Consider the following 21,668-nt stretch of genomic DNA (forward strand, 5'->3'; position numbering starts at 1 on the left):
AACCGGCGAAAGACTTGTACTTTTCATCGCAAGCCTGCCGGAGCCCGTGCGATGTCCGCCCACACTGCCCATTCCGGCCACAGCGCCGAACCCATTCCCCGCTATTGGCTGTATGGCGAACCGCCGGCGCTGCCGGAGCTGCGCTTCGTCCATATCGAGACGATTCCGGAGCGGATGCGCTTGTACAATTGGGAGGTCCGCCCCCACCGCCATGACGGGTTGAGCCATGCGCTGCTGGTCACGGACGGCGGCGGGCGGCTGACCGCGGACGGGGTCGAGGTGGCCTTCCGCGCCCCGGCGCTGATCACCGTGCCGGCGCAGGTGGTGCATGGCTTCCGCTTCGATCCCGGCACCGATGGCCATGTGCTGACCATGTCGGAGGGATTCCTGGCCGGTGTGCTGGCCGCCGCACCGGAAGCGGAACTGCGCGAGGCGCCGGCCCTGCCGCTGGCCTGGGATCTGGGTGTCGGATCGGACGAAGCGGCGGCGCTCGACCGCTGTTTCGCCGAGATCAGGCGGGAGTTCCGCGCCCACCACATTGGCCGGGCCAGCGCGATTTCGGCGCAGGTGATGCTTCTGCTGGTCGCCACCGCGCGGCTGGCGGCCGACCGGCGGCGCGACGAGGCCGGGCGCGACGGGCAGGGGGTATCGCCCGATTTGCGGCTGCTCGCCCGGCTGCGGCCGATGATCGACGAGCGGTTCAGCCAGCATTGGCCGGTGGAGCGCTATGCCGCGGCATTGGGCGTCACGGCAGGCCGGCTGAACGCCGCCTGCCGCCGGGTCACCGGCCTGTCGACCCTGCAACTGGTCCATGCCCGGCTGATGCTCGAGGCCCGCCGTTCGCTGATCTACACCAGCCACGGTATGGCGGAGATCGGCTATGCCCTGGGCTTCGAGGACCCGGCCTATTTCTCGCGCTTCTTCACCAAGCGCGAGGGGCGGTCGCCGCAGGCTTTCCGCCGGGCGCATGGTGATGGCGGAATGGGAAGCAGCCTTGACGGCAATGGCCTTGACCGGAGTGGGGGCGGCTCACCACAGTAACGGACCTGCGCCCCTCGGCCTGGAGGCGGGGCGGTCCGGATTTGGGAAGAGGGTGATGGCGATGGACAGCCTGGACGTCATGATGCGGGAGGCGGCCGAGACGGTCGAACAGTCGCTGTGGCGCCGCCTGCGCGCCGACGCCGCCCGCGTGGCGGAGGAGGAAAGCGGCCTCTCCCCCTTCCTGTACGACGCGGTTTTGGCGCGCGACGGCTTCGGCCCGGCGCTGGCCGCCCTGCTGGTGCGCAAGCTGGCCGACCGCGCCATGCCGGAGGACCGGCTGGCCGCCGTGGTGCGCGATGCGATGGAGGCTGACCCGGCCATCGTCGAGGCCGCCGCCGCCGATCTCGCCGCCATCCTGGCGCGCGACCCGGCCGCCGACGGCTGCCTGACGCCCTTCCTCTATTTCAAGGGCTACCATGCCCTGCAATGGCACCGTGTCGCCCATTGGCTGTGGCGGGGTGGCCGCCACGACCTCGCCCATTTCCTGCAAAGCCGGGTGTCGGAGGCCTTCGCCGTCGACATCCACCCGGCGGTGCCGGTCGGGCGCGGCGTGTTCATCGACCATGGCACCGGTGTGGTGATCGGCGAGACGGCGGTGATCGGAAACGACGTGTCGATCCTGCAGAACGTCACGCTGGGCGGCACCGGCAAGGAGCATGGCGACCGCCATCCCAAGGTGCGCGACGGCGTGCTGCTGTCGGCCGGGGCCAAGGTGCTGGGCAACATAACCATCGGCGCCCATGCCAAGGTCGGCGCCGGCAGCGTCGTGCTGAAGGACGTTCCCGGCTGCGCCACCGTGGCCGGTGTGCCCGCCAAGGTCGTCGGCTGGTGCCGCGACGAGCCGGCGCCGGCACTGACCATGGACCAGAGCCTGCAACAGGGCGACTACAGCATCTGAGCGGCGTCTTCCGCGCTGTGTCCCTCCGCTGTCACCGGAAATCCGCCGTCGCAGTGACTACATGGAAGGCGGGCGGTAATAGGGCGCGAGGGCCGTGAGGGTGTTGCTGGCATTTCTGTTGACGCTGGTGGTTCTGCTGCTGGCCGGGCCGGTGTTCCTGCTTGCCTCCGGCGTGGTGCCGACGGCTGTCGACTGGAGTCGCATCGACCGCAGCCCGGTGGGCCTTGCCCCCGACGCGGCGACGACGCCGGAGGCGGTGGTCCAGGTCTATGCCGCCCGCGTCCTGTCCTGGCGCGGCGCCTTCGGCGTCCATCCCTGGTTCGCGGTGAAGCCAGCCGGCGCCCGCAGCTATACGGTCTACGAGGTGATCGGCTGGCGCGCCTATCGCGGCCTGTCGGTGGTCTCCGTCAGCAACCGCGACCCCGACGGCCGCTGGTTCGGCGCCCAACCCACCTTGCTCGGCGAGTTGCGCGGCCCCGCCGCCGAAGCCGCCATCCCCAAGATCGCCAAGGCCGCCGCCAGCTATCCTTATGCCGGCGAATACCGCGTCTGGCCCGGCCCCAACAGCAACACCTTCGCCGCCTGGGTCGCCCGTGCAGTCCCGGAACTGCGGCTCGACCTGCCCGCGACCGCGCTGGGCAAGGATTACCTGGGTCGCGGCATGATCGCACGGGCGCCGAGCGGCACCGGCTGGCAGATCAGCCTGTTCGGCGTCGCCGGCCTGCTGCTGGCGCTGGAGGAGGGGTTGGAGGTCAACCTGCTGGGGCTGACGGTGGGAATCGACCCGCTGGACCTTGCAGTGAAACTGCCGGGGATCGGAAGAGTGGGGTGGTCGGATTCAGAGCCGCTTTGAGAGGAGCGGAAGACCTTGCGGCGACTTGGGAAGAGTATGGTCAGTTGGCGTGACCGGAACACACCATCCAAACCCTGAACTTCTAAGGGAGGATGGTGCCCAGGGACGGAGTCGAACCGCCGACACGGGGATTTTCAGTCCCCTGCTCTACCAACTGAGCTACCTGGGCATCTCGGCGCCGCTTGGTGGGTGACCGTTTCGGTCGGTGCGGCGCGTCGTGTGGGGCGCTTTTTAGAGGGGTTCGGACGGGCTGTCCAGAGGAAAATTCAAAAAAATTTAGACCCGTCTCACAGCTCCTCATCGTGGTCGGATCCGCCGGGCGCGGCGGGGGTTTCCGGGCTCTCGATGCGGTAGACGCCGCCCAGCCAGCGCGACAGATCCACGTCGGCACAGCGCTTGGAACAGAAGGGGCGGGTGGCCGGCTCGGTCGGGCGGCCGCAGATCGGGCAGTTGGTGCCCGCCTTGGCGCTGGCATGGGTTTGGCGGCGCTGCGGGGCGCCGGGGGCTTGGGGATCGGACAAGGATGGCCTCCGTAACGGATAACAGCGGTCAGGGCCGCAGCAGGGCTGCCAGCGGCGTGCCGCGGCGGGCGCGGGTCAGTTCGACCAGGCCCAGTTTGGACATGCCGTAAACTTGGGTCTGCACCGGGTCGCTTTCCACCGCCTGCGACAGTGCGGCCAACACACGCTCGGCATCGCCGCGGCTGCGCATATTGACGAAATCCACCACCACGATGCCGCCGACATTGCGCAGGCGAAGCTGGCGGGCGATCTCCGCCGCGGCGTCGAGGTTGACGTCCAGCGGGTTGCCGCGCTCCCCGGCATTCACGTCGACCACCGTCAGCGCCTCCGTCCGCTCGATCACCAGCGAACCGCCGAGCGGCAGTGGCACCCGGACGTCGAGAAGTTCCGCAATCGCGGAGTCGAGGTCGCGCAGGTCGAACAGGCGCTGGGCGTCCCCATGGGCGTCTGTATGAGCGCTCAGGCGCGGCAGCAGGTCGGGGGCGTGGCGGTCGCACCAGTCGCGCAAGGCCGACAGCAGCGGCCCGTCGCCCATCTTGATTTGACCGGCCGGCGCCGGGTCGTCGACAAGGATGGCGGCGGGGGCGGCGGCCCCCTGTTCGATCAGGGCGCGGGTGGGGGCGTCGGGGCCGGGATGCAGCAGGCGCGGGGCGGAGCCGGCGCGGGCATCGTCGCGGATGGCGCGCCATTGCAGGTGCAGCGCTTCCGATTCGGCGGCCAGAAGGTCATCGGCGACCTGGGCGGCGCCGGCTCGCACGATCCAGCCGGCGCCGGTGGCGAGTTGTTCGATGCGGCGGGCCAGCGCGGCACGCTCCGGACCGGTGCCGAGGCGCTTCGACACCGCGATGTCGCGGCCGAGTGGCGCGTGAACCAGGAAACGGCCGGGCAGGGTGATGTCCATCGTCAGCGACGGACCCTTCGACCCGACGGCGTCGGCCTTCACCTGCACCATCACCGGCTGGCCGGTGCGCAGCAGGGCGCCGATGGGGGCCGGCTTGGCACCCGGACGATTGGCGCGCGGTTGCGGGGAATCGTCGTCGAGGACGGGACGGCGCACGTCGGCGGCCGGCAGCAGGCCGGACAGGCCATTCCCGAGATCGACGAAGGCGCCGTTCAGGCCGGTGGCGATGCGCTCCACCCGGCCCAGGATGATGGCGCCCAGCAGCGACGGGCGGTCGGCTTGGTCGATGTGCAGGTCGGTCAGGCGGCCGTCGGCCAGCACCGCCGCCCGCGTCAGCGGGCCGTCGCGGTCGACCAGCAGCTCAAGCCTGCTCATGGCTCGGGAGGTATCGGGGGAGGAAGCGGGAAGCCGGCGCCGTGCAGCATGCCGGCGACCTCGTGCAGGGACAGCCCGACGACGTTGCTGTAGGAGCCGCCGATCCAGCGCACCAGCGCCCCCGCCCGGCCCTGGATGGCATAGCCGCCGGCCTTGCCCTGCCATTCGCCCGACGCGATGTAGGCGTCGGTTTCCGCCCGGTCGAGCACCTTGAAGGTGACGTCGGTGCGGACCAGCCGGTCGATTCGGCGATGGCCTTCCGTCCCTGGAATCAGCAGGACGATGCCGCCGATCACCCGGTGCCGCCGGCCGGACAGCAGGGACAGGCAGCGTCGCGCCTCCTCCTCCCGTTCGGCCTTGGGCAGGATGCGGCGGCCGCAGGCGACCACGGTGTCGGCGGCGAGAATCCACGAATCGGGATGGCGCGCGGCGACGCACGACGCCTTCTCCGCCGCCAGACGCAGGGCGTGCTGGGGCGGGAGTTCGTCGCGCAGCGGCGTTTCGTCGAGATCGGCGGGATCGACCGCGTCGGGCACGATGCCGATCTGGCGCAAAAGGTCGAGCCGGCGGGGCGAGGCCGAAGCCAGCACCAGCCGGGGCGCCTTGGACGGGATCGTCACGGGGAACCGCGATGCAGCAAGGATGCTACTTGAACCGGAAGGTGATGCGGCCCTTGGTCAGGTCGTACGGCGTCATTTCCACATTGACGCGGTCGCCCGCCAGGACGCGAATCCGGTTCTTACGCATCTTGCCGGAGGTGTGCGCCAGAACCTCGTGATCGTTGTCGAGCTTCACCCGGAACATCGCGTTCGGAAGCAATTCGACGACGGTCCCGGAAAACTCGATCAGATCTTCCTTTGCCATAGGCCCTTATGTCCGTCCTAAAAGTTTCGCGGCAATAACTGACCTTCCAAGGCCGCCGGGTCAAGGGGGATTCCCACCGCCGATGCGTTCGGCCGCAGCCTTCCGCGCGGGGCAGCCCCGCGTTGTGTGGCGAAAATACCCTGTAACCCCTGCCGCGTCAGACCGACTGATAGGGGTTGAGCGGCGATGCACCGCCTTCTTCCAGGCGGCGCGGCTGTTCCAGCGCCTTGCCGATCGCCGCGAACATCTCGCGTTGGTCGATCTCCATGCGGCGGGTCAGCCGGCTCACCGTTTCCGCCGCGGTAAGGGCACGGCCGGTGGAGCGGTCGTGGAACAGGTTGTGATTCGCCTTCGCCGCGCTGGGCAACAGGTCGGCGGCGACGGCGCCGGGGCTCGATTCGGCGGCGCGAATCAGCTTCGCCGCCCCGCCGGAGCCCAGAACATAGGCCATGCGGCTCTCCGATTCGCTGGCCGGGCGGCCCAGCCGCTTCTCCAGCGCCTCGCGCCCTTCGGCCAGATAGCGGGCGGCCATGCCGGCCGACAGGTCGACGTCGTGGCGCAGTTCCAGGATCTGGCGGCGGATCGCCGGATCCTTGACGCTGGACACGCCGTTGCGGACCTGGATGTGCGAGGCCAACTCACCCTGGCCATAGGCGGCGCCATGGCGGCGGAACAGGTCGAGCCATGTCGATTCGAGGAACTGGAACGGGCCGGCGGCGGAGCTGCGGCTGTTCCTGGCGCCGGGGTCCAGCCCGCTTTCCTGGGTGGCCTGGGCGAGGATCGCGGTGAAGCTGTGGCCCGACAGGCCGGCGACCTGCTGCGAGGCGACCAGCACCCGCGTGGCGGTCGGATCATCGGAGTTCACCGCCTTGACCGTCTCCGCCACCTTCTTCGAACTTGGGGTCGGACCCTGCGCCGGCGCCGGCGCCGCCGGCTTCAGCCCGGGCAGGGGCGCGCGTGGTGGTGCGGCCTCGCCGTCCGCCGGCGCGGAGTCCGCCAGCAGGACCGGCGCCTCCGGCTTGACGGTCGGGAGCGGTACCGCTGTGCCGTCCGCCAGACGGATGGGGGTGACCGGCTTGGCCGCCGGAAAGGGGACCTGGGTGCCGTCCGCCAGCAGGATCGGGGCCGGTGGCTTGGCGGACGGCAGGGGCGGCGCCTTCTGGCCGTCCTGGAGCAGGCCGTTGGCGGCGCGGCCGACGGGCAAGGCGGCTCTGCCGTGCCGGTTGGTCTGGACCAGCGCATCACGGAAGGACGGCTCGCCGCCGGCGCCATCGGCCAGCGACGGGGGACTATCGGGCTTGCGCTCCGGAACGGGGGCGAGAGGGGGCTGCGCAACCTTCATGGCACACACTTCGCTGCAGACCGGCCGAGCCTGCCGGGAGGGGTGCGGCCACTATAGCACCGACTCGTCAGCTGTGTGCGATCAACTGCGGACGCGGGGGCTCATCCTGTCCATCCTCGGGCGATTCGTTGTCCATGTGCCCGACGTGAACCCAGCGGCCGATCGCGGCCAGCAGCTTGGTCTTCTCCAGCGGCTTGGCCAGATGGGCGTTCATGCCCGCCTGCAGGCAGCGTTCGACCTCCACCTGCAGGACGCCGGCCGACAGGGCCAGGATCGGGATGCGGCCCACCGGGGCGGGCAGGGCACGGATGCGGCGGGTGGCCTCCAGCCCGTCCATCACCGGCATCTGCACGTCCATCAGCACGAGGTCGTAGGTCTGTTCCTGCACCGCGGCGACCGCGGCGGCGCCGTCGTCCACGGCATCGACATGGTGGCCGGCCTTGGTCAGCATGGTCACCGCCAGATCGCGGTTCATCGCCAGATCCTCGGCCAGCAGGATGCGGGCGCCGGGGCTGCCGGGCTCGCTTCCGGCAAGGGGTGCGCCGTCGCGCTGGACCGCGGCGCTGCCGGCGGGCAGCAGCGGCAGCGAGAACCAGAAGGTGCTGCCGTTGCCGGGCTGGCTTTCCATGCCGATCTCGCCGCCCATCAGCTCCACCAGCCGGCGGCAGATGGCCAGCCCCAGGCCGGTGCCGCCGCGCCCGCGTTCCAACTGGGTGAAGCGCTGGAACAGGTCGCGCTGCCGTTCGGGCGCGATGCCGATCCCGGTGTCGGTGACGGTGAAGGTGCAGATGCGGCCGCCGCCGGGCTTGCCGCCCGCCTTGGCACCGTCATCCTCGATCGCCTTCACCGTCAGCCGGACCGATCCGCGGTCGGTGAACTTCACCGCGTTGCTCAGCAGGTTCAGCAGGATCTGGCGCAGCCGGTCGGGGTCGCCCATGACGAAGCCGCGGGCGGTGGCGGAAATGCTGGTCTGCAGCTCCAGCCCCTTCTGTTCGGCGGCCAGACGGACGATGGCGACGCAGCGGTCGGCCAGATCGTCCAGCCGGAAGGGCACGCTGACCAGATCGAGCCGCCCGGCCTCCAGCTTCGACAGGTCGAGCACGTCGTTGATGACGGTCAGCAGCGACCGTCCGGCATCGCGCACCTGCGAGGCGTAGCGCCGCTGTTCGGCCGTCAGCGGGGTTTCAAGCAGCATCTCCGCGAATCCGATCACGCCGTTCATCGGCGTGCGGATCTCGTGGCTCATGGTGGCGAGGAATTCCTCCTTGGCGCGGCTGCCGGCCCGCGCCTCCTCCATGGCGGAGCGCAGCTCCTGCTCGCGCTGTTTCAGGCGGCGCGACATGTTGTTGAAGGCGTGTGAGACGACGCGGAATTCATGCGGCGCCCGGTCCGCCTCGATCACGGTGCCGCCGCCGCCGTCGCCGATCCGGGTCGCAGCGCTGCCCAATTCCCAAACCCAGCGCAGGACGGAGGCGCGCAGCAGGACCCACAGTGCGGTGACGCTGACCAGCGCCGCGATGCCCAGCAGCCCCAGGCTCTGCCACAGGTCGCGCCGCGCCTCCGCGATGATCGGGCTGGTCGGCATGCCGACGGCGAAGATCGTGTCGGTCTCGTCGGAATGGCGGAAGGCCCACAGCCGGTCGCGCCCGTCGGCGCTTTCGGAATCCAGGAAGCCGTCCCGCTCCTTCAGCATCTGCTGGACGTGCGGCAACTGGCCGACATTGCGGTTCAGCCAGCCTTCCGGATCGGGCTGGCGGGCGACGATCACGCCATTGTGGTCCAGCACCATCACGCGGGCGTCGGGCTGCTTCAGCACCTTCACCAGATCGGTCAGCCAGGTCAGGTCGACGGCGACGCCCATCACGCGGACGATCCGGCCATTCTCGATGATCGGGCTGGCCACGATGATCAGCGGCTTCAGCGAGCGCTTGCCGATGATGAAATCGCTGACCACCCAGCTTTTGGTGTCGAGGACGCGCTGGAAATATTCGCGTTCGCGCAGCGAGATGCCGGCGCCAGGGCCGGTGGTGTCGCAGATGATGTTGCCGTCGGCGTCGGTCAGCCAGACGCCGGTGGTCCAGCGGTGCTGGCGCGGCATCGGCGCCAGCGTGGCGACGCAGGCGTCGGTGTCGGTCGGCGTGGCGTTGCGGATCGCCGGCACCAGCGACAGCACGCCCAGCAGGTTGCGCGCCTCGCCGATCAGGTCATGCTGGCGCTGCACCCCGTCGTCCGCCAGATGCAGGGCCAATTCGCGCGCGGCGCCGATATGGTCGTCGAGCTGCTGGTCGGCGAGATAGAGCGCGCCAACCAGCGGCAGCGCCAGCGAGGCCAGCACCACGCCCATCAGGCGCGCGCGCAGGCTGCGCGGGCTGAAGGCGCGGAGAAGGCGGGGCATCAGACCGGCGGGCATGGATGGACGGCTCTCCGCGCGAAAATTCGTCGACGCTCCCGAGCCTAAGGCGGCGCGCGATGCGTTGCGATGACACAGCTCAATAACATTGGCGGGGATGCAATGTGAACTGCCCGCGGCGCAAAAAGTTGCAGAATGCCAAAATTATTACCGACCATGCCGTGTGCGGTGTTGCGGAGGATTTGACGGCCGTCAAGGCCGGCGGAACGGGGATCCGGGATGGTTCCGCCACCATGCCGACCATCCGCCAGGAGCCCCGCCAGATGCACAGCGAATGCGATCACAGGATCAAGCCTACGCGGCCGGGCGGCTGGGGAATCGGCATCTTTCTCGGCGTTTCGAGGCAGCGGGTGCGCCGCGCCGTGCTGATGCTGCACCTGACGCTGGGGCTGGCCGTGGGGGCGCTGTTGGCGCTGACCGCGCTGACGGGCAGCCTGCTGGTCTTCTACGTGGACATCGACCGGGTGCTGACGCCCGAACTGGTGGTGCCGGCGGAACCTGGTGAAGCGTTGCCGCTGGACCGTGTGGTTCAGGCGCTGCGCGAGGCACATCCCACGCGCAGCGGCGGCTGGCGGCTGGAGCTTCCGCATGGGCCGGACCATCCGATCATGGCCCGCTACATGAAGCCGCAGGAGACGGCGGGCAAATCCTTCGCACCGCTGATGGTGGCGGTGAATCCGTACAGCGGCGAGGTGCTGTCCTCCCGCTTCTGGGGCCGGACGGCGATGACCTGGGTCTACGACCTGCATTACCTGCTGCTGGCCGGCGACAGCGGCCGGACGGTGCTGACGCTGGGCGGAATCGGCAGCCTGCTGGTCCTCGCCAGCGGGGTCTATCTGTGGTGGCCGGCGGCCGGGAAATGGGGACGGGCCTTGCGGCCGCGCCTGCGCTCCGGCTTCGTCCGGCAGGTGTTCGACATCCATGTGCTGGCGGGGGTCTACGGCCTCGTCGTCCTGCTGCCCCTGATCGTGACGGGGGTCGTCATGGAACAGCCGGAGTGGGTGAAGCCGGTGGTGGAGCGGCTGTCGCCCGTGACCGCGGCGCCGGCCATCGCGCCGGCACAGGGCGGGACGGCGGTCGGTGCCGATGCCGCTCTGGCCGCGGCGCTGGCCCGCTTCCCCCAGGCCGAACCGCGCTGGGTCGAGGTGCCGGGGCAGGGCGGCGGCGCCTATCACATCCGCCTGTTCCAGGCCGGCGAGCCCGGCTGGCGCTTTCCCAAGACCAGCGTCTGGGTGAATGGCGGCGACGGCACCATCCTTGACCTGCGCGACCCCACCCGCTGGACCGCCGGCGACGCCTTTTTCGGCTGGCAGCATCCGCTGCACAACGGCGAGTGCTTCGGCCTGTGCTGCCGCATCCTCGTGGCGGTCGCGGGGCTGCTGCCGGCCCTGCTTCTGGCGACCGGGGTGGTGCGCTGGCGGCAGAAGAAGGCGACGCGGCCGGCGCGGGCCGGACGTTAGGCCGCCGGGCCGTCGGCCCCTCAGACAGTCGGGCCGCGGGTCAGGGGGAAGCGCTGCTTCACCTTGGCCAGCAGGCCGTCGCGGACCTGCCGGTAGGCTTCCAGCATGGCGTCGCGGGTGCCGTCGACCAGGGTGGGGTCGAAGGTGTTCCAGAACTCCACGTCGCAGGCCATGGTGCGCGTCATCTCGATGGCGCGGTGCTGCGCCTCCGGCGACAGCGAGACGATCAGGTCGAAGTTGGTGTCTTCCAGATCCTCGAAGGTGCGGCAGCGGTGCTTGGACAGGTCGATGCCGATCTCCTCCATCACCGCGACGGCGAAGGGATCGACCTCGTCGCCCTCGCGGACGCCGACCGAATCCACATAGACGCGGGTGCCGTGGTAATGGCGCATCATCGCCGCCGCCATCGGCGAACGGATCATGTTGTAGGTACAGGCGAATAATACGCTCGTGACCGGCAGAGGGGTGAGGACCGGGGTCGCCGCCATGGCCATGCGCCGCCCGTGCCCGTCAGCCGCGAATGTGCAGGACGCAGATCAGCGTGAACAGCCGGCGCGCGGTCTGCAGGTCCATTTCCACCTTGCCGGCCAGACGTTCGCGCAGCATCTCGGACCCCTCGTTGTGCAGGCCGCGGCGGCCCATGTCGATGGCCTCGATCTGCGAGGGCGTCGACCGCTTGATGGCGGCGTAATAGCTCTCGCAGATCAGGAAATAGTCCCGCACGATCGAGCGGAATCCGGTGATCGGCAGCATCAGCCGGTCGAGCACGCTGTCGTCCTCGCGCCGGATGTCGAAGACCAGCCGGTTGTCCTCGATCGACAGGTGCAGGTGGTACGGCCCGTCCTCCGCGAAGTCGCAGGGGCAGAACTCGTTGTCCTCCAGCAGGTCGAAGATGGCGACGGCGCGCTCATGCTCGACCTCCGGCTTGTGGCGGACGACACTCCGCTCGTCGAGCGTCACATGGGTGATGCGCCGCTTGCTCTTCGCCGTCGTCACGCCCCGCCTCCCCGCTTTTTCAATCTTTATAGAACTTATTCTTTATAGTCTGGCAGCCGCTGGGCGACGGAGCGCGCGTGCGCCTCCAGCCCTTCGGCCATCGCCAGCGTCACCGCCGCCGGACCGATGGCCCGCAGGCTGTCGGCGTCGCAGGCGACGAAGGTCGTCCGCTTCATGAAGTCCAGCACGTTGAGGCCGGACGAGAAGCGGGCGCTGCGCGCCGTCGGCAGCACGTGGTTGGGACCTGCGACGTAATCGCCGATGGCCTCCGGCGTATAGCGGCCGAGGAAGATGGCGCCGGCATTGCGGATCTTCGCCGCCAGCGCGTCCGGATCCTCCACCGCCAGTTCCAGATGCTCCGGCGCCAGCCGGTCGACCAGGGCGGGGGCGTCGGCCATCAGGTCGCCGACCAGGACGATGGCGCCATGCTCCCGCCAGCTTTCGCCGGCGATCGCCGTGCGCGGCAGCGTTTCCAGATGCCGGTCCACCGCCGCCGCGACCGCGTCGGCGAAGGCGGCATCGTCGGTGATCAGGATCGACTGGGCCGAGGTGTCATGCTCCGCCTGCGACAGCAGGTCCATGGCGATCCAGGCTGGATCGTTCTTGCCATCGGCCACCACCAGGATTTCCGACGGGCCGGCGATGCTGTCGATGCCGACGAGGCCGTAGACCTGCCGCTTGGCGGCGGCGACGAAGGCGTTGCCGGGGCCGACGATCTTGTCGACCGGCCGGATCGTCGCCGTGCCGTGGGCCAGCGCCGCGACCGCCTGGGCGCCGCCGATGCGGTAGATCTCGTCGATGCCGCAACGCTTGGCGGCGGCCAGCACCAGCGGGTTGATCGCCCCGTCCGGCGTCGGCACCACCATCACCACGCGCTCGACACCCGCGACCTTGGCGGGCAGGGCGTTCATCAGAACCGACGACGGGTAGGAGGCCGTGCCGCCCGGCACATAGAGGCCGACGGCGCCGACCGGCGTCCAACGCGCCCCCAGCCGCACCCCGGCGGCGTCGCGGTAGTCGGTGACCTCCGGGATCTGGCGGCGGTGGAACTCCTCGATCCGCGCGGCGGCGAGGTCCAGCGCCTCCAGCGTCTCGGCCGAGCATTTGGCGGTGGCGGCGTCGATCTCGTCCCGGCCGATGCGCAGGGTCTCCGCCGTCAGGGTCTGGCGGTCCCAGCGGGCGGTGTAGTCGATCAGGGCGGCGTCGCCGCGCGTGCGCACCTGATCGATCACCCCGGCGACCAGCGTCTGGACATCCTCGCTGGCCTCGCGCTTGGCATGCAGCAGCGCCTCGAACCCGGCGGCGAAGTCCGCGTCGCGAATATCAAGCCTGACGGGCATTCACCGCCTCCCGGAACTTGTCGATCCACTGAGAAATCTCGGCCGTCCGCGTCTTGAAGGCCGCGCGGTTGACGATCAGCCGCGAGGTGACGTCGGCGATATGCTCCACCTCCACCAGCCCGTTGGCCTTCAGCGTCGAACCGGTGGAGACCAGATCGACGATGCGGCGGCACAGGCCCAGCGTCGGCGCCAGTTCCATCGCGCCGTTCAGCTTGACGCATTCGGCCTGGACGCCGCGCGCGGCGAAGTGACGCTTGGTCACCTCCGGATATTTGGTGGCGACGCGCACATGGCTCCAGCGCGACGGATCGTCGCCCTCCATCATCTCCACCGGTTCGGCGACCGACAGGCGGCAGGCGCCGATGCCGAGGTCGAGCGGGGCGTAGATCTCCGGGTAGTCGAACTCCATCAGCACGTCGTTGCCCGCCACGCCCAGATGGGCGGCACCGAAGGCGACGAAGGTCGCCACGTCGAAGGAACGGACGCGGATGATGCTGAGGTTCGGCACATTGGTGGCGAAGCGCAGAAGCCGGCTCTTGTCGTCGTCGAAGGCCGGCTCCGGATGGATGCCGGCATGGGACAGCAGCGGGCGCAGCTCCTTCAGGATACGGCCCTTGGGCAGGGCCAGCACCAGCTGGTCGTCAACCGGTGTGGCCGTCATCGCGGCGGCAGTCACCCCTTGGGCGCTGGGATCGGCGGACAAAACACTCTCCTCGCATCGCTCGCCGGGGCGATGTGCATGCCCCGGATGAACCATCGACGCGATAGATAGCACATTCCACGCGCCCGTCACCTGTCGCTGTCGCGCCGCATCAATTCAACATCACAAAATAGTGCATTTCTGTATTTCACACAAAATGCAGAAATAGGGTTGACCATACTCCATGGAACGGGTAGAGAAATGTTCATGGACGCCCCGCCGGGGCCTCCCGCGGCAATTTGAACCCTGCAGCTTGCGCCGCGTCACCAAACGCTAAAGCGCCACGATACCGGTCGTGGACCTCTTCAAGAAGGAGAGACCGGAATGACCTCGCGAGTTTCCGCTCCCCCATCCGTGCTTCGGACCGCTTTCCCGGCCTGCATGATGCGCCCGGGCCTGTGTTGCCGCTGATCTCGCGGCCCCAAGACACAGCGCCCATCCCGCACATCCGCCAGTCCTGAAAGCACGTGCGCCGCCCGCCCCGCGATCGTCGAGGGCCAGCCGCGCAACGGACCCATATTCCGGGGGAGTCCTTCGCCATGACCCACGCCAATGCCTACGCCATCGAAGTCCAGGGCCGCTCCGCCGGCATCGTCGTCGCCGAACGCGGCGGCTTCACCTTCTTCGTGTCCGATTGGGCTTTCCGCGATCTCGACCGCCGTGTCTTCCGCAATGTCGGACAGGCCCAGCGCGCCGCCCACCAGCATTACAGCCGGCTGCCCGACACCCGCCGCCGCTGACGCTCCATAAAAAATCCGTTGCCAGAAATCCCGAGGAAAGACCCGATGAAGCGCATCCTGATGTCGGTGGCCGTCGCCGCCGGCCTGTTGACCGCCGCAACCTCCGCACTTGCCGCTCCGCTGAAGCTCGGCGTGTCGGCCGGTCCCTATGGCGAGATCCTGGAATTCACCGCCAAGCTGGCCGCCAAGGAGGGCATCGAGGCGCAGGTGATCGAGTTCACCGACTGGAACATGCCCAATGCGGCGCTCCAGGCCGGCGACATCGACGCCAACAACTTCCAGCACCAGCCCTTCCTGGACAATCAGGTGAAGCAGCGCGGCTACGACATCGTCTCCGTCGCCAAGAGCGTTGTGGTGCCGATGGGCGTCTACAGCAGCAAGGTGAAGGTGCTGGCCGACCTGAAGCCGGGTGCGTCGGTGTCGATCCCCAACGACCCCACCAACGGCGCCCGCGCCCTGTTCCTGCTGGCCAAGGCCGGCGTGATCGGGCTGAAGGACGGGGCGGGACTGAACACCACCATCGCCGACGTCGTGAACCCCAAGGGCATCAAGCTGGTGGAACTGGACGCCGCCCAGCTGCCGCGCTCGCTCGACGACGTGGATGCGTCGGTCATCACCCTCAACTATGCCGTGCTGGCCGGGCTGGAGCCGAAGAAGGCGCTGCTGCTGGAGGATGACCAGTCCAAGTGGAACCTGGTGTGGGCGGTCCGCAAGGATCGCATGGAAGACCCGACGATCAAGCGCTTCATTGCGCTGTATCGTTCGCCCGAAGTGCGGCAGTTTATCGAAACGCGCTTCAACGGTTCCATCATTCCGACTTGGTGAGGGGGCTGGGGGGACGCAGGACGTCCCCTTTTGCCGAATAAATGATGATAACGCTAACAAACATTCACAAGACTTATGCCGCACGTGGCGGCGGGGCTCCGGTCCATGCGCTGGCGGACATCGACCTTTCCATCGGACGCGGCGAGGTCTTCGGGATCATCGGCCGGTCGGGCGCCGGGAAATCGACGCTGCTGCGCACGGTCAACCTGCTGGAAAGCCCGAGTTCGGGCAGCGTCACGGTCGACGGGGTGGAGATGACCGCCCTGTCGGCGGCGGAATTGCGCCGGGCCCGCCATTCCATCGGCATGATCTTCCAGCACTTCAACCTGCTGTCCTCGCGCACCGTCTTCGACAATGTGGCGCTGCCATTGGAACTGGCCGGTACGCCGAAGGCGGAGATCCGCCGGACGGTGGAACCGCTGCTCGACCTCGTCGGGCTGGCCGACAAGCGCGACCGCTACCCGGCGGAGCTGTCGGGCGGGCAGAAGCAGCGCGTCGGCATCGCCCGCGCGCTCGCCAGCAAGCCGAAGGTGCTGCTGTCGGACGAGGCGACCTCCGCGCTCGATCCGGAGACGACGACGCAGATCCTGCATCTGCTGGCCGACATCAACCGGCGGCTGGGGCTGACCATCGTCCTCATCACCCACGAGATCGCCGTCATCAAGGAGATCTGTCACAAGGTGGCGGTGATGGAAGGCGGCCGGGTGATCGAACAGGGGCCGGTCTTCGACATCTTCGCCCATCCGAAGCACCCCACCACCCGCAGCTTCGTCGATCCCGTCATCAACCGCGGGATTCCCGACAGCCTGCGCGACCGGCTGTCGGCCCAACCCGGCCCCGGCAGCAACCCGGTGCTGCGCATCACCTTCACCGGCGAGAAGGCGACCACCCCGGTCATCAGCGCCATCAGCCGCCATCTGGACCTGGACCTGAACATCTGGCACGGCCAGATCGACGAGATCCAGGGCGCCCCCTTCGGCACGCTGGTGGTGGAGGCGCTGGGCGATCAGGCCAAGGTCGAGGCCGCCATGGCCCTGGTCAAAGAGAACAATCTGGGTGTCGAGGTGTTGGGCCATGCTCTCCCCGCAAATCATTGACCTGCTGATCAAGGGGCTGCTCGACACGCTGCACATGGTGGCGGTGTCGGGCGCCATCGGGACGCTGATCGGGCTGCCCATCGGCGTGCTGCTGGCCGTCACCGGCCGGGGCGAGCTGCTGCAGAATTTCGCCTTCAACAAGGTGATGGGGGCGGTGGTCAACATGACCCGCTCCACCCCCTTCATCATCCTGGTGGTGGCGATCATCCCCTTCACCCGGCTGATCGCCGGCACCTCCATCGGCACCAATGCCGCCATCGTGCCGCTGACCGTCGCCGCCGCCCCCTTCATCGCCCGCGTGGTGGAGAATGCGGTGCGCGAGGTCGACCGCGGGCTGGTCGAGGCGGCGCAGGCGATGGGCGCCACGCCCTTCCAGATCATCAGGAAGGTCCTTCTGCCGGAAGCCCTGCCGGGCATCGTCGCCGGCCTGACCCTGTCGGCTGTCAGCCTCGTCGGCTATTCGGCCATGGTGGGCGCGGTCGGCGGCGGCGGGCTTGGCGACCTCGGCATCCGCTATGGCTATCAGCGCTTCCTGCCGGAGGTGATGCTGGCGGTGGTGATCGTGCTGATCGTGCTGGTGCAGATCGTCCAATCGACGGGCGACTGGATCGCCCGCCGCGTCAACAAACGCAATCTGAAATCCTGACCTGAAAATCCTGAGGAGTGTTCGAGATGCTGCGCTTCCGTTCGCTGGCTTCGCTGCTGGCCGGCGCCGCCACCATGGCCATCGCCTTCGGTGCGTCCGCCGAAACCATCAAGGTCGGCGTCACCGCCGGTCCGCACGCCCAGATCCTGGAGGCGGTGAAGCCCATCGCCGCCAAGGACGGGCTGGACATCCAGATCATCGAGTTCACCGACTACGTCATCCCGAACCAGGCGCTGGCCGGCGGCGACCTGGACGCCAACAGCTTCCAGCACCAGCCCTATCTGGACAACCAGGTGAAGGACCGCGGTTTCGATCTGGTCAGCGTCGGCAAGACGGTGGTCTATCCGATCGGCATCTATTCCAAGAAGGTCAAGAGCCTGGACGAGCTGCCGTCGGGCGCCAAGGTCGCCATCCCCAACGACCCGACCAACGGCGGGCGCGTCCTGCTGCTGCTGCAGGCCAAGGGTCTGATCAAGCTGAAGGACGGCGGCAATCTGAAGGCCTCGCCGATCGACATCGTCGAGAACCCGAAGAAGCTGGAGATCGTCGAGCTGGACGCCGCCCAGCTGCCGCGCTCGCTGGATGACGTGACCGTCGCCGCCATCAACACCAACTTCGCGCTGGAGGCCGGCATCGACCCTGTCAAGGACGCCATCGCCCGTGAGGCGGCGGACAGCCCCTATGCCAACGTCATCGCCGTGCGCAAGGCCGACAAGGACAAGCCCTGGGTCGCCAAGCTGGTGAAGGCCTACAACAGCCCGGAGGTGAAGGAATTCATCCTCACCAAGTTCAAGAACGCCGTCGTTCCGGCCTTCTGAGGTCCATGAGAGCACGCCCGGCGGCGCTGAGCGCATCGCCGAGTGTTTCTCCCGGTCGCGGCCCGAACAGCCGCATCGACGGATACCAGGGCCGGCAGCCGGTGCCGAGCGCCGTCCAGTCCCCCGCCGGCCCGATCCGCCAGACCGGCACGCCAAGCGCGCCGGCCATCTCCGCCACCGACGTTCCGGCGGAGATCACCAGATCCAGCGCCGCCGTCAGGGCCGCCGCGCCGTCGAGGTCGTTCTTGAGGTCCAGCGGCGGGCGGTGGATGGCGATGCCGAAGCGCTGTTCGGCGACGGCGAGTTCGGCTTCGCACTCGTCGTATTGAAGATTGATCAGGCGCAGGCCGGGCAGGGTGAGGATCGGCGCCCAGTCGGCCAGCGGGGCGTAGTTGGCATCGCGGAGCGCGGTGCGAAGGCTGCTGCGCCAGCAGAGGCCGATGGTGAGGGTGGGGTTGGGTGTCTGCATCGGCTGCCCCCTCCCCATCCCTCCCCCGCCGTTGGCGGGAGAGGGGGCAGGATGCTTGGCGGCGGCGCCTGATCGCGAAGCGGCGGCAGTTCCCTCTCCCGCCGAAGGCGGGGGAGGGTTAGGGAGGGGGCAATGGTTTGTCGAAAGACCACCCAACCACCCCCGCCACCACTCCACCGCCGCCTCATCCGCCCGCAGCCATCCACCCTGCGCCGGAAAGCCGCCCAATCCCCAGCCCAGCAGCAAGGGCAGCGACCCTGCCGGGGCGTGGCAGTCGGCGTCCACCGGATCCGCCGTCGCCGCCCGCACCAGCGCCTGTGGGAATGACCGCGCGAACAACTCCACCAGCCGCGGCTCGCATTCCAGAACCACCCGGCCGGCGCGCGCGATCAGGTCGGCGTAGCAGGCGCTGAACATCAGTTCGTCGCCCACCCCCTGCTCCCGCCAGACCAGCACGGTCTTTCCGGCCGGATCGCCGCCGTCCCAGGCGGGAATGCGGAAGCGGCGGTCGGGCAAGGCCTGCCCGGCGGCGAAGCGTGCCTCCAGCCCGGCCCAGCCCTCGGCAATCTCCCCCCGCGCCAGTGCCGCGTAACCGCGGTTGAAGGTGGCGAGCGTCAGGGTCGGGTCGTCCTCCACCGCCCGGCGATAGGCCGCGTCCGCCTCGGCCGGGCGGCCGGCGGCGTGCAGGGCATTGCCGAGATTGTAGCGCCAGTCGGCCCGCGCCTGCTCCAGCGCCAGGGCACGGCCCCAGCCCTTCAGCGCGGCGTCGAGCCGGCCCTGCCGCTGCCGGAGATCGGCCAGCCCGGCCCAGCCGGCGCCGGTGCCGGGGGCGAACAGGATCACCCGCCACCAAGCCAACCCGGCGGCATTGCCGTCACCCGCCCGCTCCAACGCCAATGCGAGGTTGCCGAGCGTGCCGAGGTCGCCCGGCCGGCCCTGGAGCGCCAGCCGCAGAAGCGCCACCGCGTCGGCCGGCCGGTCGAGCGCCAGGGCGGCCAGCCCCATGTTGCTGGTCGCCGCCGGATCGCCGGGGCGCAGGCGCAAGGCCCGGCTGGCGGCACGCTCCGCCGCGGCGGCATGGTCGGTGTCGCGCAAGGCATCGGCCGACAGGGCGATCCAGGCCTCCGCCAGCGCCGGGTCGAGAGCGAGTGCTCGCCGGAAGAAGGGCAGCCCGTCCTTGCCCATCGCCTGCCGCGCCAGCCCGGCATTGGCCCACAGCCCGGCATGGAAGGGGGCGAGGCGCCGCGCCGCGTCGGTCGCCTCAGCCGCCTCGGACGCCGCGCCACGGGACAGGCGCAGGGCGCCGAGATTGCCGAGCGCCTCGATGTCGTCGGGGGCGAGCCTGGCGGCGGCCAGCCAGTCGGCCTCGGCGTCGGACAGGGCGCCCATTTCCTGGTGGGCCAGCGCGCGGCGCTTGTGGCGGCCGGCGGTCGGCTCCACCGCGATGGCGCGGCTCAGTAGGGTGGCGGCGATGTCGGGACGGCCGGCCTGATGGCCGAGCAGCGCGTAGCCCTCCAGCGCCGCCGGCACCTCGCCGCCGCCCTCGCTGCCCAGGTCGAGGATGCGCTGATAGGCCTTCTCCGCCTCGGGCCAGCGGCCGGACTCGTGGAGCGCGCGCGCTTCGGCCAGCCATTCATCAATGGGCAAGGCAGGGACCAGCCGGTGCAGCTCCGCCGACATTCTTGCCAGAATGTCGGCCAACCCTTCGCCGGGGCGCGTGCTCCACAGCCGCATCGATGGGAACCAGGGCCGCGCGCCGCTGCTCAGCGCCGTCCAGTCGCCGGCCGGGCCGAAGCGCCAGACCGGCACCCCCAGCGCGCCGGCCATCTCGCCGACCGAACTCGCCACCGTCACCACGAGGTCGAGGTTGGCGATCAGCGCGGCGACGCCCTCCAAATCGTTCTTCAGGTCGGTGTCCGGCCAGCGCCGGATGCGGATGCCCAGCCGCGTTTCGACTTCGGCGATCTCCGCCTCGCGCCCGTCATATTGCAGGGTGACCGGGATCAGGCCGGGCAGGGCCAACAGCGGCGCCCAATCGGCCAGCGCGGTGTAGGAGGCCTTGCGCTCCCCCAGCATGTTCTGGCTGCCCCAACAGATGCCGACGCGCAAACCCGGCCCCAGCGCGGCCAGCCGCTCCGCCCATTCCATGGCGCGCGCCGGATCCGGCGCCAGCCAGGACGGCCGGACGGGAAAATCGGCCAGGGTCGGGCGCAGCAGCCGGGGAAGCGATCCCATCGGCAGATGGGCCTCGGCAATGGTGGCGGCATCGGTGGCGGCGTCGGTCGGATCGACGGTTTCCGCCCGCACCGTGACGCCGGGCAGGGCACGGCCGACCAGGCCGGTCAGGCGGGCATCGACCTCCACCACCAGCGCCGCCGGACCCAGCTTTGCGGCGAGGTCGGGCAGTACGGTGCCGAACATCAGCTCGTCGCCCAGCCCCTGTTCGCGCCAGACCAGCAGGCGCCGGCCGGTCGCGCCATCCCAGACCGGCAGGGCGATGCTGCGCCCGGCGGACACGCGGCGGGAGGCGAAGCGGGCCTCATACTCGTCCCACCCCTCCGCCAGCCGGCCGCGGCCGAGCAGCCGCAGGGCGAGGTTCCAGCGGGCCAGCGCGAAGCCGGGGGCATGGACGAGAGCGTTGCGATAGAGCGCCTCCGCCTCCTCGCCGCGCCCCTGCGCCTCGCGCAGCAGGGCGAGGTTCACCATCGTCTCGGCATCGCCGGGGGCGAGGCGCAGCGCTTCCAGATGCGCGGCTTCGGCCTCGCCGGTGCGTCCGGTCTCCTTCAGCACGACGCCGAGGTTGGTCAGGGCGGTGGCATGGCCGGGGTCGAGCCGCAGGGCGTGGCGCAGCGCCGTTTCCGCCTCGCCATAGTCATCCTGCGCCCGCAGCAGCGTGCCGAGATTGGCCCAGGCCTCGGCATAGCCGGCGTCGAGATCGATCGCGCGGCGGTAGTGGAGTGCGGCCTCCGCCAGCCGGCCCCGATCCTGCAGGGCGCTGCCCAGGCTGTTGTGCGCCTCCGCATAGGCCTCGCGCAGGGCGAGCGCCCGGCGGTATTCCGCCTCCGCCTCCTCCAGCCGGCCCAGGGCATGGAGGGCGAGGCCGAGGTTGGCATGCTGCTCCGCCATCTTCGGACGCCGCGCGATGGCCTGTCCGATCAGGTGGACGGCGTCGGCATCCCGTCCGCGCTGGTGATGCAGCACGCCCAGCAGATGCAGCGCGTCGGCATTCCCGCCGTCGACCGCCAGCATGGCGCGATAGGCGCGCTCCGCCCCGTCCAGATCGCCGGCGCGGTGGTGGGCCAGCGCCTCGCGCAGGAGGGCGGCCAGTCTAGTGGAGACGGCTCTGGCGGGTGCGGCGGGTGGCGGCATGAG

20 protein-coding genes and 1 tRNA gene are annotated in these 21,668 nt (G+C 69.6%); 9 read left to right on the forward strand and 12 right to left on the reverse strand.

The window, feature by feature from the left end:
* Positions 1 to 51: 51 nt before the first annotated feature.
* The 3 genes from FZ029_RS11105 to FZ029_RS11115 all read left to right on the forward strand — a co-directional run bounded on the left by FZ029_RS11105 (position 52) and on the right by FZ029_RS11115 (position 2,792).
* Positions 52 to 1,041 carry a helix-turn-helix domain-containing protein gene (locus FZ029_RS11105; RefSeq protein WP_149269291.1) on the forward strand — a complete coding sequence of 330 codons (990 nt, stop codon included), beginning with the start codon at positions 52 to 54 and terminating at the stop codon, positions 1,039 to 1,041.
* 55 nt (positions 1,042 to 1,096) lie between these two features.
* Positions 1,097 to 1,939, forward strand: a complete 843-nt coding sequence (cysE, locus tag FZ029_RS11110) for a serine O-acetyltransferase (protein ID WP_149269292.1) — start codon at positions 1,097 to 1,099, stop codon at positions 1,937 to 1,939.
* Between the two features lie 100 nt (positions 1,940 to 2,039).
* A complete protein-coding gene (locus tag FZ029_RS11115) occupies positions 2,040 to 2,792 on the forward strand; it encodes a DUF3750 domain-containing protein (protein ID WP_247892259.1) in 753 nt (250 codons plus the stop codon).
* Between the two features lie 93 nt (positions 2,793 to 2,885).
* Here FZ029_RS11115 and FZ029_RS11120 read toward each other — a convergent pair.
* The 7 genes from FZ029_RS11120 to FZ029_RS11150 form a co-directional block, all read right to left on the reverse strand.
* Positions 2,886 to 2,961: transfer RNA gene (locus FZ029_RS11120), tRNA-Phe, on the reverse strand.
* Between the two features lie 118 nt (positions 2,962 to 3,079).
* Positions 3,080 to 3,313: a DNA gyrase inhibitor YacG gene (gene yacG, locus FZ029_RS11125; RefSeq protein WP_149269294.1), complete on the reverse strand. Its 234-nt coding sequence runs from the start codon at positions 3,311 to 3,313 to the stop codon at positions 3,080 to 3,082.
* A gap of 28 nt (positions 3,314 to 3,341) precedes the next feature.
* Positions 3,342 to 4,589 carry a ribonuclease E/G gene (locus FZ029_RS11130; RefSeq protein WP_149269295.1) on the reverse strand — a complete coding sequence of 416 codons (1,248 nt, stop codon included), beginning with the start codon at positions 4,587 to 4,589 and terminating at the stop codon, positions 3,342 to 3,344.
* On the reverse strand, positions 4,586 to 5,209 hold the full coding sequence (locus FZ029_RS11135; RefSeq protein WP_149269296.1) for a Maf family protein: 624 nt from the start codon (positions 5,207 to 5,209) through the stop codon (positions 4,586 to 4,588). Before FZ029_RS11135 ends, FZ029_RS11130 begins: the two co-directional genes overlap by 4 nt.
* 25 nt (positions 5,210 to 5,234) lie before the next feature.
* Complete coding sequence (infA, locus tag FZ029_RS11140; RefSeq protein WP_012977999.1) at positions 5,235 to 5,453, reverse strand: translation initiation factor IF-1; 219 nt, start codon at positions 5,451 to 5,453, stop codon at positions 5,235 to 5,237.
* A 157-nt stretch (positions 5,454 to 5,610) separates the two neighbouring features.
* On the reverse strand, positions 5,611 to 6,795 hold the full coding sequence (locus tag FZ029_RS11145) for a lytic transglycosylase domain-containing protein (protein WP_149269297.1): 1,185 nt from the start codon (positions 6,793 to 6,795) through the stop codon (positions 5,611 to 5,613).
* Positions 6,796 to 6,862: 67 nt separating this feature from the next.
* Positions 6,863 to 9,205 (reverse strand): ATP-binding protein, encoded by a 2,343-nt coding sequence (locus FZ029_RS11150; RefSeq protein ID WP_247892260.1) that lies wholly within the window; start codon positions 9,203 to 9,205, stop codon positions 6,863 to 6,865.
* 233 nt (positions 9,206 to 9,438) lie between these two features.
* On the opposite strand from FZ029_RS11150, the gene FZ029_RS11155 reads away from it, so the two are divergent.
* Positions 9,439 to 10,665, forward strand: coding sequence for a PepSY-associated TM helix domain-containing protein (locus tag FZ029_RS11155; protein WP_247892261.1), 1,227 nt, complete (start codon positions 9,439 to 9,441; stop codon positions 10,663 to 10,665).
* Between the two features lie 20 nt (positions 10,666 to 10,685).
* On the opposite strand, the gene FZ029_RS11160 is transcribed toward FZ029_RS11155, so the two are convergent.
* The 4 genes from FZ029_RS11160 to hisG are packed head-to-tail and all read right to left on the reverse strand — an operon-like array spanning position 10,686 to position 13,662.
* Positions 10,686 to 11,159: a low molecular weight phosphatase family protein gene (locus tag FZ029_RS11160; RefSeq protein ID WP_149198676.1), complete on the reverse strand. Its 474-nt coding sequence runs from the start codon at positions 11,157 to 11,159 to the stop codon at positions 10,686 to 10,688.
* Between the two features lie 16 nt (positions 11,160 to 11,175).
* Complete coding sequence (locus FZ029_RS11165; protein ID WP_109073224.1) at positions 11,176 to 11,661, reverse strand: UPF0262 family protein; 486 nt, start codon at positions 11,659 to 11,661, stop codon at positions 11,176 to 11,178.
* Positions 11,662 to 11,696: 35 nt separating this feature from the next.
* A complete protein-coding gene (gene hisD / locus FZ029_RS11170) occupies positions 11,697 to 13,001 on the reverse strand; it encodes a histidinol dehydrogenase (RefSeq protein ID WP_149269298.1) in 1,305 nt (434 codons plus the stop codon).
* Positions 12,985 to 13,662 (reverse strand): ATP phosphoribosyltransferase, encoded by a 678-nt coding sequence (hisG, locus tag FZ029_RS11175; protein WP_109073237.1) that lies wholly within the window; start codon positions 13,660 to 13,662, stop codon positions 12,985 to 12,987. The genes hisD and hisG overlap by 17 nt, the downstream gene beginning before the upstream one ends.
* A gap of 578 nt (positions 13,663 to 14,240) precedes the next feature.
* Between hisG and FZ029_RS11180 the strand changes: the two genes are divergently transcribed.
* Genes FZ029_RS11180 through FZ029_RS11200 form a run of 5 tightly spaced genes read left to right on the forward strand, consistent with a single transcriptional unit; the run spans position 14,241 to position 17,827 of the window.
* Entirely contained in the window at positions 14,241 to 14,441 is a 201-nt protein-coding gene (locus tag FZ029_RS11180) for a hypothetical protein (protein ID WP_149198674.1), read from the forward strand.
* A 45-nt stretch (positions 14,442 to 14,486) separates the two neighbouring features.
* Positions 14,487 to 15,266 (forward strand): MetQ/NlpA family ABC transporter substrate-binding protein, encoded by a 780-nt coding sequence (locus tag FZ029_RS11185; RefSeq protein ID WP_149269299.1) that lies wholly within the window; start codon positions 14,487 to 14,489, stop codon positions 15,264 to 15,266.
* Between the two features lie 44 nt (positions 15,267 to 15,310).
* Complete coding sequence (locus FZ029_RS11190; protein ID WP_149269334.1) at positions 15,311 to 16,363, forward strand: methionine ABC transporter ATP-binding protein; 1,053 nt, start codon at positions 15,311 to 15,313, stop codon at positions 16,361 to 16,363.
* The gene (locus FZ029_RS11195; protein ID WP_149269300.1) at positions 16,341 to 17,009 is read left to right on the forward strand and encodes a methionine ABC transporter permease; all 669 of its coding nucleotides are present in this window, start codon (positions 16,341 to 16,343) and stop codon (positions 17,007 to 17,009) included. The genes FZ029_RS11190 and FZ029_RS11195 overlap by 23 nt, the downstream gene beginning before the upstream one ends.
* Positions 17,010 to 17,035: 26 nt before the next feature.
* The gene (locus FZ029_RS11200) at positions 17,036 to 17,827 is read left to right on the forward strand and encodes a MetQ/NlpA family ABC transporter substrate-binding protein (protein ID WP_149269301.1); all 792 of its coding nucleotides are present in this window, start codon (positions 17,036 to 17,038) and stop codon (positions 17,825 to 17,827) included.
* On the opposite strand, the gene FZ029_RS11205 is transcribed toward FZ029_RS11200, so the two are convergent.
* The gene (locus FZ029_RS11205) at positions 17,799 to 21,665 is read right to left on the reverse strand and encodes a tetratricopeptide repeat protein (RefSeq protein WP_149269302.1); all 3,867 of its coding nucleotides are present in this window, start codon (positions 21,663 to 21,665) and stop codon (positions 17,799 to 17,801) included. The two genes, FZ029_RS11200 and FZ029_RS11205, sit on opposite strands and share 29 nt — an antisense overlap.
* Positions 21,666 to 21,668 lie beyond the last annotated feature (3 nt).

The organism is Azospirillum sp. Sh1 (assembly GCF_008365135.1).
In the GTDB taxonomy this organism is placed as follows: domain Bacteria; phylum Pseudomonadota; class Alphaproteobacteria; order Azospirillales; family Azospirillaceae; genus Azospirillum; species Azospirillum oryzae.